This window comes from Micromonospora sp. LOL_021, assembly GCF_048060215.1.
In the GTDB taxonomy this organism is placed as follows: domain Bacteria; phylum Actinomycetota; class Actinomycetes; order Mycobacteriales; family Micromonosporaceae; genus Micromonospora_E.
On record NZ_JBHMIN010000008.1, the window covers coordinates 17,348 to 30,389 of the forward strand.

Annotated in this window: 11 protein-coding genes and 1 pseudogene; 3 read left to right on the top strand and 9 right to left on the bottom strand. The window is 72.3% G+C overall.

The annotated features are described in order from the left end of the window. Window positions 1-236 precede the first annotated feature (236 nt). Complete coding sequence (locus ACFHWT_RS08020; RefSeq protein WP_416593942.1) at window positions 237-1,535, top strand: FAD-dependent oxidoreductase; 1,299 nt, start codon at window positions 237-239, stop codon at window positions 1,533-1,535. Between the two features lie 51 nt (window positions 1,536-1,586). On the opposite strand, the gene pflA is transcribed toward ACFHWT_RS08020, so the two are convergent. The 8 genes and pseudogenes from pflA to ACFHWT_RS08060 form a co-directional block, all read right to left on the bottom strand. Beyond that, window positions 1,587-2,318 carry a pyruvate formate-lyase-activating protein gene (gene pflA, locus ACFHWT_RS08025; protein ID WP_416593943.1) on the bottom strand — a complete coding sequence of 244 codons (732 nt, stop codon included), beginning with the start codon at window positions 2,316-2,318 and terminating at the stop codon, window positions 1,587-1,589. Between the two features lies 1 nt (window position 2,319). After that, window positions 2,320-4,563 (bottom strand): formate C-acetyltransferase, encoded by a 2,244-nt coding sequence (gene pflB / locus ACFHWT_RS08030; RefSeq protein ID WP_416593944.1) that lies wholly within the window; start codon window positions 4,561-4,563, stop codon window positions 2,320-2,322. Window positions 4,564-4,670: 107 nt separating this feature from the next. Then, window positions 4,671-5,534: a universal stress protein gene (locus ACFHWT_RS08035; RefSeq protein WP_416593945.1), complete on the bottom strand. Its 864-nt coding sequence runs from the start codon at window positions 5,532-5,534 to the stop codon at window positions 4,671-4,673. A gap of 16 nt (window positions 5,535-5,550) precedes the next feature. Further along, on the bottom strand, window positions 5,551-6,000 hold the full coding sequence (locus ACFHWT_RS08040) for a universal stress protein (protein ID WP_416593946.1): 450 nt from the start codon (window positions 5,998-6,000) through the stop codon (window positions 5,551-5,553). Window positions 6,001-6,179: 179 nt separating this feature from the next. Continuing rightward, window positions 6,180-6,473, bottom strand: a pseudogene (locus ACFHWT_RS08045) (helix-turn-helix transcriptional regulator); the annotation flags it as partial. Window positions 6,474-6,569: 96 nt separating this feature from the next. Continuing rightward, window positions 6,570-7,022: a hypothetical protein gene (locus ACFHWT_RS08050; protein ID WP_416593947.1), complete on the bottom strand. Its 453-nt coding sequence runs from the start codon at window positions 7,020-7,022 to the stop codon at window positions 6,570-6,572. 63 nt (window positions 7,023-7,085) lie between these two features. Beyond that, on the bottom strand, window positions 7,086-9,779 hold the full coding sequence (ppdK, locus tag ACFHWT_RS08055) for a pyruvate, phosphate dikinase (protein ID WP_416593948.1): 2,694 nt from the start codon (window positions 9,777-9,779) through the stop codon (window positions 7,086-7,088). A gap of 109 nt (window positions 9,780-9,888) precedes the next feature. Then, window positions 9,889-10,749 carry a universal stress protein gene (locus ACFHWT_RS08060; protein WP_416593949.1) on the bottom strand — a complete coding sequence of 287 codons (861 nt, stop codon included), beginning with the start codon at window positions 10,747-10,749 and terminating at the stop codon, window positions 9,889-9,891. A 143-nt stretch (window positions 10,750-10,892) separates the two neighbouring features. Here ACFHWT_RS08060 and ACFHWT_RS08065 point away from each other — a divergent pair, with 143 nt between their 5' ends. Next, a complete protein-coding gene (locus ACFHWT_RS08065) occupies window positions 10,893-11,558 on the top strand; it encodes an HAD family hydrolase (RefSeq protein WP_416593950.1) in 666 nt (221 codons plus the stop codon). A 320-nt stretch (window positions 11,559-11,878) separates the two neighbouring features. Beyond that, a complete protein-coding gene (locus ACFHWT_RS08070; RefSeq protein ID WP_416593951.1) occupies window positions 11,879-12,706 on the top strand; it encodes an SAM-dependent methyltransferase in 828 nt (275 codons plus the stop codon). A gap of 57 nt (window positions 12,707-12,763) precedes the next feature. On the opposite strand, the gene ACFHWT_RS08075 is transcribed toward ACFHWT_RS08070, so the two are convergent. Next, window positions 12,764-12,967, bottom strand: a complete 204-nt coding sequence (locus ACFHWT_RS08075) for a hypothetical protein (protein WP_416593952.1) — start codon at window positions 12,965-12,967, stop codon at window positions 12,764-12,766. Window positions 12,968-13,042: the final 75 nt, after the last annotated feature.

The window sequence follows — 13,042 nt, forward strand, 5'->3', positions numbered from 1 at the left end:
GACGGGCAACGGCCTGCGGCGAAATGACCAGCGGGAAATCGGACCCGGTGTGCGAGCGCCCGCAGCGGGGTGGTCGTTGGAAGCGTGTCCGCCTAGCCGGAGCTCAGGGCGCGGTACAGCATGATGCGTTGTCTCGACAGGCATCGATTCGGCTGATGGGGTGACGGGCCGGGCTTCCGGACGTTCCCGCTGCGCGCTGCATCTCGGCTGGCCGCCACCACGTCGAGAGGAGACAGATGAGCATCGAGTACGCCGCCCGGCAGCTGCCCGTGGTCGTGATCGGCGCCGGCCCGGTGGGACTGGCCGCCGCCGTCCACCTCGCCGGGCACCGGATCCCGTCGCTGGTGCTGGAAGCGGGTAGCGCCGCCGGTGCCGCGATCCGCAACTGGCAGCACGTACGGCTGTTCAGCAGCTGGCGGGACAACATCGACCCGGTTGCCGGCCGACTGCTCGACGCCGCCGGCTGGTCGGTGCCCGAACCCGGGTACCACCCGACCGGCGCCGAACTGATTGATGAGTACCTGCTGCCGCTGGCGAAGCTGCCGGTGCTGGCCGACCGGATCCGCTACGGCACCCGGGTCACCGGGATCACCCGGCTCGGCGTCGACCGGCTGCGCGGCCCCGGACGCGTCGACGCGCCGTTCGTGGCCCGCCTGGCCGACGGCACCGAACAGCTCGCCCGCGCCGTCGTCGACGCGTCGGGGACCTGGGACACCCCCAACCATCTGGGTGGCGAGGGCCTGCCGGCGCTCGGCGAGCCGGCCGCAGCCGCGCATCTCGACTTCGCCCTGCCCGATGTGCTCGGCGCCGACCGGGCGGCACATGCCGGCCGGCACACCGTCGTGGTGGGCGCAGGACACTCGGCCGCCACTACCCTGCTCGATTTGATCGAGCTGGCCGACCAGCAGCCCGGCACCCGGATCACCTGGGCGGTCCGCCGGGTGACCGTCGATCCGGTCTTCGCCCCGGGTGCCGCCGACGCGTTGCCGGCACGCGGGGCGATCGGCACCCGGCTGCGCCAGCTGGTCGACGTCGGTCGGATCGTCCTGGAGACCGGATTCGTCACGCACCGGGTGGAGCAGCGGTCCGATCTCGGCCCGGTACGGCTGTCCAGCCGCGACGGACGGATGATCGTCGCCGACCGGGTGGTCGTCGCCACCGGCTTCCGCGCCGACCACCGGATCGCCGCCGAGCTCCGCCTCGACCTGGACCCGGTGCTCGGCACCAGCCGTGGCCTCGCCACCCTCCTCGACCCTGGGCCGGCCCGCGGGTGTTCGGTGCCGGTGTCCGGGGTCAACGAGCTGCGCCATCCCGAGCCCGGCTACTTCGTCGTTGGCATCAAGAGCTACGGTCGGGCGTCGGCCTTCCTGATGGCCACCGGCTACCGCCAGGTCCGGCAGATCGCGGCCGAACTGGCCGGCGCGACAGCCGGCGGTGGTTGGCGTGGCGTCACCCACCGGTTCCGCTGGTCACCGGCGTGGCGGGCCGACCGCCCGGTCGCTGTGGCCCACGGCGACCAGCTCGGTAGCCGGTGAGCCCGATCGGTAACCGGAGTCTCACCGGCGAGTTCTTGTAGCCGGCGAGTCTCAGTAGACGGTGAGCCCGTGGTCGCGGAACTGCCCCCGGACCCGGTCCAGCAGCGCGTCGTCCGGCGGTGCCGTCGCCGCCAGCGGAAACTCCAGACCCAGCTCGGCGTACTTGTGCGCGCCCAGCCGGTGGAACGGCAGCACGTCGACCCGCTGCACCGTCGGCAGGCCGGCCGCCACCTCGGCCACCCCGGCCACGTTCGACTCGGCGTCGGTGAGCCCCGGCACCAGCACGAACCGGACCCAGATCGGGGTGCCCCGGTCGGCCAGCCGGCGGGCGAACCGCAGCGTCGGGTCGAGCCGCCCGGTGCGGGTCACCCGTCGGTAGGTCAGCGGATCGGACGACTTGATGTCCAGCAACACCAGGTCGGTGGCGTCCAGCAGGGCGTCGTCGGCGCGGGCGCCGAGGAACCCGGAGGTGTCCAGCGCGGTGCGCAGCCCGGCGTCGTGGCACCGGCGCAGCACCGCGCGGACGAAATACGGCTGCATCAGCGGCTCACCGCCGCTGAGTGTCACCCCGCCACCGGCGACCGAGATGAACCGCTGGTAGCGCAGCACCTGCGCGACCAGCGCGTCGTCGGTGGTCGGGGTGCCGGCGCGCCGGAACCAGGTGTCCGGGCTGTGGCAGAACTGGCAGCGCAGCGGACAGCCGGCGAGGAAGGCGACGAACCGGGTACCGGGGCCGTCCACCCCGATCGACACGTCGTACGAGTGGACCGCCCCGGTGGTCACCTCACAGCCCTCCGTGGAACGTCCGGGAGATGACGTCGCGCTGCTGCTCGGCGGTGAGCCGCACGAAGTTCACCGCGTACCCGCTGACCCGGATGGTCAGCTGCGGGTACCGCTCCGGGTGCGCCATCGCGTCCTCCAGGGTGGCCCGGTCCAGCACGTTGACGTTGAGGTGGAAACCGCCGGCGTCGGTGTAGCCGTCCAGCACACCGACCAGGTTCGCCACCCGTTCCGCCGGCGTGCGTCCCAGGCCTGCCGGGGTCACCGTGGTGGTCAGCGAGATGCCGTCGCGGGCGCAGTCGTACGGCAGCTTCGCCACCGACATCGCCGCTGCCACCAGCCCGTGCCGGTCCCGGCCGTTCATCGGGTTGGCACCCGGGGCGAACGGCTCGCCGGCCCGCCGGCCGTCCGGGGTGTGCCCGGTGTGCTTGCCGTACACCACGTTCGAGGTGATGGTCAGCACCGACAGGCTGTGCTCGGCCTCGCGGTAGGCCGGCTGCCGGCGCAGCTTCGCCATGAACGTCTCCACCAGCCAGACCGCGATCTCGTCCACCCGGTCGTCGTTGTTGCCGAACGCCGGGTAGTCGCCGTCGACAACGTAGTCGACCACCAGTCCGGTCTCGTCGCGCAGCACCTTGACCCGGGCGTACCGGATCGCCGACAGGCTGTCGGCGGCCACCGACAGGCCGGCGATCCCGCAGGCGAGGAACCGGTGCACCGGGGAGTCGTGCAGCGCCATCTGCAACCGTTCGTACGCGTACCGGTCGTGCATGTGGTGGATGACGTTGAGCGCGGTGACGTAGGTGGCGGCCAGCCAGTCCAACGTCCGGTCGAATGCCGCGAGGACCTCGTCGTAGTCGAGGATCTCCCCGCCGACCGGCTGGCTCACCGGGGCGATCTGCTCGCCGGTGACCTCGTCGCGGCCACCGTTGATCGCGTACAGCAGGGCCTTGGCGAGGTTGGCCCGGGCCCCGAAGAACTGCATGTCCCGGCCGAGGCGCATGGCCGACACGCAGCAGGCGATCGCGGTGTCGTCGTCGTACCAGGACCGCAGCGTGTCGTCGTTTTCGTACTGGATGGCGCTGGTGTCCAGCGACACCTGGGCGCAGAACCTCTTGAACCCGTCGGGCAGCGTGGGGGACCAGAGTACGGTCAGGTTCGGCTCCGGAGCCGGCCCCAGGTTGTAGAGCGTCTGCAGGTAGCGAAACGTGGTCCGGGTGACCAGGGTCCGCCCGTCGGTGCCGGTCCCGCCGAGGGATTCGGTCACCCAGGTGGGGTCGCCGGAGAAGAGTTCGTCGTACTCGGGGGTGCGCAGGAACCGGATGATCCGCAACTTGATCACGAAGTCGTCGACCAGCTCCTGCACGGCCAGCTCGGTCAGCTGCCCGAATTCGATGTCGCGCTGCAGGTAGACGTCGAGGAACGTGGCGGTCCGGCCGAGTGACATCGCCGCGCCGTTCTGTTCCTTGCAGGCGGCCAGGTAGGCGAAGTACAGCCACTGGACCGCCTCCCGGGCGTCGGCGGCCGGCCGGGTCACGTCGTAGCCGTACGCCGCCGCCATCTCGACCAGCTCGCCGAGTGCCCGGATCTGCTCGGCCAGCTCCGCCCGGTCGCGAATCACGTCGTCGGTGGACGGAACCAGGTCCAGTGCCTCACGGTGGGCCCGGCGTTCGGCGATCAACCGGTCCACCCCGTACAGGGCGACCCGCCGGTAGTCGCCGATGATCCGGCCGCGTCCGTAGGCGTCCGGCAGCCCGGTGACGACGTGCGAACGGCGGGCCCGCAGCACGTCGGCCGGGTAGGCGTCGAAGACGGCGTCGTTGTGGGTCTTGCGGTACGTGGTGAAGATCCGGTGCACCTGCGGGTCGGCCGGGTAGCCGTACGCCGCGAGGGCGTTCTCCACCATCCGCAGCCCGCCGTGCGGCATGATCGCCCGACGCAACGGCGCGTCGGTCTGCAGGCCGACGATCAGCTCACGGTCCTTGTCGATGTAGCCGGGGGCGTGCGCGGTGATGGTGGACGGCGTCGCGGCGTCGACGTCGTAGACGCCCCGGCGGCGTTCCTCGACGAACATGTCCCGCAGCCGGTCCCAGACCGCCCGGGTCCGGTCGGTCGCGCCGGTCAGGAATTCGGCGTCGCCGGTGTACGGCGTGTAGTTGGCCTGAACGAAGGCGGCCACGTCGATCGTGTCCCGCCACCGTCGTCCCTGGAAGGTCCGCCACGGATCGCGGATCTGCTCGGCGAACACGTCAGCCTCCATTGGGGTATGTGCCCGGCGGGTCGGGGGCCGGCCCGCCGGGCGGGGTGATCGTCGGCGCGGTGGGCGTCGGCGGGGGTGGGCGTCGGCGCGCCCGCTCAGCGGGCGTCGGCCGGGATGGTGTCGCGGATGACCGCGACCGGGCTGTGACTGTGGTGCAGCAGCTGCTGCGACACCGAGCCGAGCAGCAGGCCGGTGAAGCCGCCCCGGCCGCGCGAGCCGACCACCACCAGGCTGGCGGTGCGCGACGCGTCGACCAGGACCCGGCCCGGGTTGTCGACGACCGCCTCGGCGGTCATCGTGACCTCGGGGTACTTCTCCCGCCACCCGGTCAGCTCGTCGTCGAGTAGGGCGCGCTCGGCGGCGACGATCTCCCGGGGGTCGAAGGCCGGCGGCTGCCACCGTGGTGCCGGTGGGTGCCAGGCACGCAGCACCCGCAGCGGCACCATCCGGCTGGCCGCCTGTTCGACGGCGAAGCGCAGCGCGGCCAGCGACGGCTCGGAGCCGTCCACGCCGACCACCACCGGTGCGGTCGGGTGCGCCGCGCCGCGGACCACCACCACTGGGCAGCGCGCGTGCGCGGAGACGGTCACGCTGGTCGACCCGAGCAGCAGATCCGCGAAGCCGCCGTGCCCCCGGTTGCCGACCACCAGCAACGCCGCGTCCCGGGACTTGTCGCGCAGCCGTAGGGCGGCGGGTCCGTCGAGGACGACGGTGCTGATGTCGGCGTCCGGGTGCGTCTCGGCGGCCGCGGCCCGCAGCATCGTCTCCGCGTCGCGCCGGGATGCCGCGTTTGGCCAGCTGGTCGGCACGGGGACCAGCGGCCCGGCCCCGGTCGGCCATTCGAATGCGTACGCGAGGACCACTGGGGTGGCGGTCCGGACGGCTTCGGCGACAGCCCAGTTGACTGCGGCGTCGGCGCTGGACGACCCGTCGTAGCCGACGACGATCGGCCTGACCATGGCGATCACCTCCGGCTCAGCTGGTGGTGTCGGTGGCCGAGGAGACCAGCGCGGGGACCGGGATCACCACGACCGGGCAGGTGGCCTTGCGGATGCACTCCTCGCTGACCGAGCCGAGCACGGTGTGCTGCAGGCGGCCGTGGCCGTGGCTGCCCAGGACCAGTAGGTCCGCGCCGCGGGCGGCGGTGCTCAGCACGTCGGCGGCGCGGCCCTCGACCACCTCGCCGACGACCGGCGTCGCCGATCCGAGCCGGGCGGTCAGCTCGGCGATCTCCTGGTCCAGCAGTTCGCTGGCGCGTTGCCGCTCTTCGATGGGGCTGACTGCGGTTCCACCGTCCCACCGCCAGGCGACGACGGCGCGCAGCGCGCCGCCCCGCTCAGCGGCTTCCCGGGCGGCCCAGTCGAGAGCCCGGCGGCTGCCCTCGGAGCCGTCGAGACCGACGACGATCAGGTGACTGGCGCTCATGGTCCTCACTCCTTCAGTTGCACCTGACTACAGTCCACCTCCGTCGACGGGTGGGGGACAGGTGCGAAGGACCCGCCGTTGCGGGACTGGGGTCCCGTCGGTAGACCGGCCGGCGTCGGCTGTGGCCCGGCCGGCGGCGATACGGGCGTCGGCGTCGGTCCGGCCGATGCCGACTGGCCGTCGGTGAACAGCGCGAGCAGTTCGCCGACCAGGTGGTCGCATTCGGCCGGATGTCGGAACGGTACGTGCGGATTGACGGTGTACTCGTTGCGCCGGCCGACCCGGTGCCGGGTGAGGTATCCGGCTTCCTCCAGGTCGGCGACGATGGTGTGCGCCGCGCGTTCGGTTATCCCGACCCGCGCCGCCACGTCCCGCAGCCGGGCCCGTGGGTCGCGGGCGATGGCGAGCAGGACGTGTCCGTGGTTGCTGAGCAGGGTCCAGGGCGGAAGGCGCCACGTGTCGGGGGTTGTCACAGGGTAATCATATGAGTACCAATACGTGAACATCGTCCACGTGGCTGCCGTCCCCCGACCACGCCGGGCTGCGGTGTACCGACCGCGCGGGCAGGCTCACCGACTCAACCGCCGGGCCCGTAGCAGCCGGGCCCACCAGGGCCGACGGCCGTCGGCGACGACCCGTGGCGCCGGACCGGGCAACCCTTTGAAGCTGACCCAGCCGCCCGGTCCCATGGCGACCGTACCGACGGCGACGGGACGGCGGCGAGCGACTGCCGCGACCGCCGCGGCGCCCACCAGCGCGACCGCTACGGTCGCCGCGGCGATCCGGTCGGCGGCGACCACCGGCCGGTAGCGGACCCGGCCGGCGGCGCACACGAACGCGCCGAGCGGCCGGCCGCCGCTGCTCACCGGGACGAGCACGGCCGGATCGGGACCTCCGGTGCCGATCACGGGGCCGAACGGACCGGACTGTGGACCGGCGACGCCGGCCAGCGGACCAGGCGGGGGAGCCGACCGGGTACGGCCGACCGGCGCTGGGGTCGGCGTGGCCTCAGCGGTGCTCATCATCTGCCTCCTCAGCGGCGCCCGGTGGGCTGGTGCCCGCGCACCTGCCCACCGGGCGAGCGGTCAACGGGTGTCGGACCGGTGAGCTGGGCGCACCGCCGCGCGTCCGGCCTCCAGGCGGGCCAGCGGCACCCGGTACGGCGAGCAGGAGACGTAGTCGAACCCGGCGTCGTGGAAGAACCGCACCGAGTCCGGGTCGCCGCCGTGCTCGCCGCAGACGCCGATTTCCAGGTCCGGCCGGGTGGCCCGGGCGTCCGCGACCGCGATCTGGATCAGCCGTCCGATACCGGCGGTGTCGATCGACTCGAACGGCGACACGGGGAAGATGCCGAGCTCCAGGTAGCGGCCGAAGAACACCCCTTCGACGTCGTCGCGGGAAAACCCCCAACCCAGCTGGGTGAGGTCGTTGGTGCCGAACGAGAAGAAGTCCGCCACCTCGGCGATCGCGCTGGCCGTCAGGGCCGCTCGCGGCACCTCGATCATGGTGCCGACCGGGATCGGCGGCAGACCGTCGATGTCGGCGAGCAGCGCCTCGGCCTGATCCCGTACCGCCTCCAGCTCCTGCACCGCGCCGACCAGCGGCACCATGATCTGCGGCCGGGGGTCGCCGCCGGCCCGCGACCGGGCGACGGTCGCCTCCGCGATCGCCCGCACCTGGGTGGCGAACAGGCCCGGCACCATCAGGCCGAGCCGGACACCGCGCAGGCCGAGCATCGGGTTGGCCTCGTGCATCCGGCGGACCGCCGCGAGCAGCCGCCCGTCGTGCCCCGGGTCCTCGCCGCGTGCCTCGGCCCGGGCCACCCAGGCGGTCAGCTCGTCGAGGGCGGGCAGGAACTCGTGCAGCGGCGGGTCCAGCAGCCGGATGGTGACCGGCTGGCCGTCCGCCTCGGCCAACAGCGCCTCGAAGTCCTGCCGCTGCAGCGGGCGCAGCGCGGCCAGCGCGGCCTCGCGGTCGGCGTCGGTCTCGGCGAGGATCAGCCGCTCGACCAGTTCCCGGCGGTCGCCGAGGAACATGTGCTCGGTCCGGCACAGGCCGATTCCGGCGGCACCGAACGCCCGGGCCCGGTGGGCGTCGGCGGCGGTGTCCGCGTTGGCCCGCACCGCGAGCCGGCGCACCACGTCCGCGTGGCCCAGCAGCCGGTGCACCGCAGACACCAGCGGATCTGCCTCCGGTGCCAACTCGCCCTCGATGTAGCGCAACACCGGTGACGGGTGGACCGGGACGGCACCGGCGTAGACGGCGCCGGTCGCCCCGTCGACCGAGATCAAATTCCCGGCGCGCAGCACGGTCGGCGCCGCCCCGGTACCGTCGGCGACGGTGATCTGGCCGGCCGCCGCGTCGACGGTCAACGCCTCGGCGCCGCAGACGCAGGTACGGCCCATGCCCCGCGCCACTACGGCTGCGTGCGAGGTCTTGCCGCCCCGGCTGGTCAGGATGCCGGCGGCGGCGATCATCCCGGGCAGGTCGTCCGGGTTGGTCTCCCGACGCACCAGGATGACCTGCTCGCCCCGACCGGCGGCGGCGACCGCCGCCTCGGAGTCGAACACCACCCGGCCGACGGCCGCGCCCGGAGCGGCCGGTACGCCGACCGCGAGTGGCGTGGGCGCGTTGGCCGGGTCGAACCGGGGGAACATCAGCTGACCGAGCTGGGCCCCGGTGACCCGGTCGAGTGCCTCGTCGAGGTCGATGACCCCCTCGTCGACCAGTTGCGCGGCGATGACGAAGGCGGCTTCGGCGGTCCGTTTTCCGACCCGCGTCTGCAGCATCCACAGGGTGCCGCGTTCGATGGTGAACTCGACGTCACACAGGTCGCGGTAGTGATGCTCCAGGGTGTCCATGATCGTCATCAGCCGGTGGAAGCTGCGCGGGTCGATCCGCTCCAGTTCCTGCAACGGGACCGTGTTGCGGACCCCGGACACCACGTCCTCGCCCTGAGCGTTGGCCAGGTAGTCGCCGTACACGCCGCGCGCCCCGGTCGCCGGGTCGCGGGTGAACGCCACCCCGGTGCCGGAGTCCGGGCCCCGGTTGCCGAACACCATCGCCATCACGTTCACCGCGGTGCCCAGCTCGGCCGGGATCCGTTCCTGCCGGCGGTAGAGCACCGCGCGTTCGGCGTTGCACGACTCGAAGACCGCCCGGATCGCCAGGTCGAGCTGTTCGTGCGGCGACTGCGGAAAGTCCCGGCCGGTGTGCTGGTGAAAAACCTTCTGGTACGCCTCGACCAGGGCGCGTAGGTCGTCGGCGCCGAGCGCCGAGTCCGCGGTGACCCCGGCAGTCCGTTTGACCGTCTCCAACTCGGTGGTGAACAGCTCGTCGGGCACGCCGAACACGGTCCGGCCGAACATCTGCACCAGCCGGCGGTAGGAGTCCCAGGCGAAGCGATCGTCGCCGCTCTGCGCGGCGAGGCCGTGCACGGTGGTGTCGGTCAACCCGATGTCCAGGACGGTCTCCATCATGCCGGGCATCGAGAACCGGGCACCGGACCGTACGGCGAGCAGCAGCGGGTCGTGCCGGTCACCGAGCCGTTTGCCCAGCCGCGCCTCCATGCCCCGGAGGTGGCGGTTGACCTCGTCGAACATCCCGGCCGGCGGTGTGCCGTCGGCGAGGTAGGCGCGGCAGGCGGCGGTGGTGACGGTGAAGCCGGGCGGCACCGGCAGGCCGAGCCGGGTCATCTCGGCCAGGTTGGCGCCCTTGCCGCCGAGCAGGTCGGTGAGTTCGCGGTTACCTTCGATGAAGTCGTAGACGAATTTCGGCATGGCGCCCGCCTCCTGCACTGGTCGGCGAATCTCTCTCCTTCCGTGGTAGCAGTGGTCGGTGCGGGCGGGGCAGGGCCGGTCGGGCCACCTCCCAGGGCGTAGGTCCCGGTCAGTCGCCGGCTGGCGGCCGGGGGCCACCTTCGCGGACGATCGCCGTCGCGCACCCGGCGTGGTGCAGCACCGCCTGGCTGACCGCGCCGAGCGGTACCCGCAGCGGATGATCGCCACGGGCTCCGACGACCACCAGCCCGGCCCGGGCGGAACGCTCGATCAGCACCCGGGCCGGCGGGCCGTTCACCACCTGCTGGCGGACCGCGACGTCGGGATGCTTCTCCTGCCACGGGGTCACCGCCGCCGCGAGTTCGTCGGCGGTCGCCGCCGAGGCGTCGGCCCAGCTCGACTCGCTCTCCCAGCTGCGTACGACGATCAGTTCGCTGCCCCGTTGCGCGGCGGCGTCGAAGGCGAAGCCGAGCGCCCGCTCCGAACCGGCCGAGCCGTCCACACCGACCAGCACCGGCGCGGCCGGCTCGGGGGCCGGCTCGGAGCCGGCCCGGGCGACCAGCACCGAGCAGTCCGCGCGGGCGGCGATCTGTACGGCGAGTGCGTCCAGCGGCAAACAGGTCCACCGGGCCAGGTCCCCGTCGCCGATCACGACCAGCGACGCCATCCGGGACTCCCGGAGCAGCGCGGTGGCCGGGGCATTCTCCGACACTTCGGTGGTGACGTCGATCCCGGGGGCCGTCCGGGTGGCGATCTCCAGAGCGCGTTCGACGAGCTGGTAGGCGTCCGGCTGGGGTTCGTCGCCGCCGGACAGGTCGTCCGGAATCCAGTTGAGGGCGTGCACCAGCCGCAGCGGCCGGTGCGCGGTGGCGGCTTCCCGGGCGGCCAGGGCGACCGCGGCCCAGCTGGATGCCGAGTCGTGGACGCCGGCCACGATCCGGTCGCGGGCCGGTGCGGCGTGCTCCGACATCACTGCTCCTTTCACCGCTTATGTCCGGTCATTGGGCCACTGCAGCGACCCGGGTCGGATCGAGAAAAGGGAGCTCACCTGTGAGGATAGCGCTCAGTGACCCCGGTCCGGGCGGATTCCGGTCGACCGGGCAGGATGGGGTCATGATCTCCGCGGTGGTGTTCGACATGGACGGCGTACTCATCGACACGGAACCGGTCTGGGAGCAGGTCCGGCGCGACTACGTGACCGGAGCCGGTGGTCGGTGGCTGCCGGACGCCCAGCAGCGGTTGATGGGGATGAGTACCCCGGAGTGGGCCGGCTACCTGGACGCGGAGCTCGGCGTCGGGCGCGGTGTCGACCGCATCGCCGACGAGGTGATCGACGCCATGGCGGCGCGGTACCGGGCCGAGCTGCCGCTGATCCCGGGCGCGATCGAGGTGGTCCGCGACCTCGCCGGGCGGTTCCCGCTCGCCCTGGCCAGCTCCTCACCCCGCCGCCTGATCGAACAGGTGCTGGCCACGGCGGGGCTCACCGAGGCGTTCCGGGCAACCGTGTCGACCGAGGAGTGCGCAGCCGGCAAGCCGGACCCCGAGGTCTACCAGGTGGCGGCACGGCTGCTCGGCGTACCGCCGCAGCGGTGCCTGGCGGTGGAGGATTCGAGCAACGGGCTGCGGTCCGCCGCGGCCGCCGGTCTGGTGGTGGTCGCGGTGCCGCACCCCGCGTACCCGCCGGCAGCCGACGCCCTGGCTGGCGCGACGCTGGTCGTCGACCGCCTCGACGAGCTGACGGCTGACCGAGTGCTCGCCCTCGCCGACAAGGTGCGTTAGGCCGCACGGCTGGCAAGTCCCTCAAAGCAGGCGTGCTGACGGCGGTTGGTCCGGAGCACCTCCTCGCTGCGGACGCTGCGGCATCCCACGAGATGGGGATCGACCTCGACGCGGTCCGCGCGGCGGGTCGAGTGGGTGTTCGGTGTGGGTCGAGGCGACTACATTGGAACGGGGTTCGTGCTGAACGCGCTGCGGCCGGCGGCTTGACGACCGCACCGGGCAGGCCTTCGGTGATGATCGGCATCCTTTAGACTCCACCACGGCAGCGCTCCCAGCCGACCACGAGATCCTGGTCGGCCACACCCCCGGAGGTCTCCGCCGTGAGCACTGAGGAACGAGTCCCGGTCGGGGTGGACACCACCCGTCCCAGCGTCGCCCGCGTGTACGACTACATGCTCGGCGGCAAGGACAACTTCGCGGTCGATCGCCAGGCCGGCCAGATGGCGCTGCAGGTCACCCCCGACGGTCCGCTGGCGGCCAGAGCCAACCGCGGCTTCCTGCGCCGCGCGGTGCGGCACCTGGTCGCCGAGGCCGGCGTGCGGCAGTTCCTCGACATCGGCTCGGGTCTGCCCACCCAGGGCAACGTGCACGAGATCGCCCACCAGGTCGACCCGCAGGTGCGGGTGGTCTATGTGGACAGTGATCCGATGGTGCTGGCACACGGTCGGGCGTTGCTCGACAGCTCTCCGATGACCACCGTCGTCCAGGCGGACACCCGTGACCCGGAGCAGATCCTGGCCGATCCCGGCGTACAGTCGATGATCGACCTGGATCAGCCGGTGGGCCTGCTGATGCTCGGCATCCTGCACCACCTCGGTGACGACGAGGATCCAGCTGCGGTAGCGACGGTCTACCGGGACGCGATCGCGAGCGGGAGCTACCTGGCCCTGTCTCACTTCCACAACCCGGGTGACAGTCAGCCGGAGGCTGCCCGCAAGGCGCTCGTGGTCGAGAAGATCTTCAACCAGACGTTGGGTACCGGCCGGTGGCGTCGTCGCGACGAGATCCTCTCGTACTTCGGTGACTTCGAGATGCTCGAACCCGGTCTGGTGCCCCTTGCGGAGTGGCGTCCGGCTCCTGACGACGCGCCGTCGGAGCAGACCGAGACCTACTACACCTTCGTCGGCGGCGTCGCCCGCAAACCCTGACCCCGCCGCACCCGCCGCACCTGGGGTAGCCCGGCGGGACCGGGCTCGCCGCCCGCGTCAGCGCACCGCCACGTTCAGCGCGATGGTGGCGGCGACCGACAGTATCAGCGATAGCAGGACCATCACCAGGCATCCGAGACCACCGCCGAGCGGCCGGATCTCGGTGTTTCCGATTCTCACGGTGGCCTCGTACCCCGACGACCGCCCGGACATGCCCGCCACGGGTACGGCGGCTGGAAATCTGCCGGCAGACAGGGCCACGCTGCGCATGTTAGCGTCCGACAACCTGGGGCGCTGGCGGGCGACCGTCGATGTCCGTGGTCGGTCGCTCTGCGA

Bases quoted from the DNA above. Each gene is read 5' to 3' on its own strand.
- ACFHWT_RS08035 (WP_416593945.1), bottom strand. From the start codon at position 5,534: ATGGTCAGGCCGATCGTCGTCGGCTACGACGGGTCGTCCAGCGCCGAC.
- ppdK (WP_416593948.1), bottom strand. From the start codon at position 9,779: ATGCCGAAATTCGTCTACGACTTCATCGAAGGTAACCGCGAACTCACC.
- ACFHWT_RS08065 (WP_416593950.1), top strand. From the start codon at position 10,893: ATGATCTCCGCGGTGGTGTTCGACATGGACGGCGTACTCATCGACACG.
- ACFHWT_RS08020 (WP_416593942.1), top strand. From the start codon at position 237: ATGAGCATCGAGTACGCCGCCCGGCAGCTGCCCGTGGTCGTGATCGGC.
- ACFHWT_RS08040 (WP_416593946.1), bottom strand. From the start codon at position 6,000: ATGAGCGCCAGTCACCTGATCGTCGTCGGTCTCGACGGCTCCGAGGGC.
- ACFHWT_RS08060 (WP_416593949.1), bottom strand. From the start codon at position 10,749: ATGTCGGAGCACGCCGCACCGGCCCGCGACCGGATCGTGGCCGGCGTC.
- ACFHWT_RS08050 (WP_416593947.1), bottom strand. From the start codon at position 7,022: ATGAGCACCGCTGAGGCCACGCCGACCCCAGCGCCGGTCGGCCGTACC.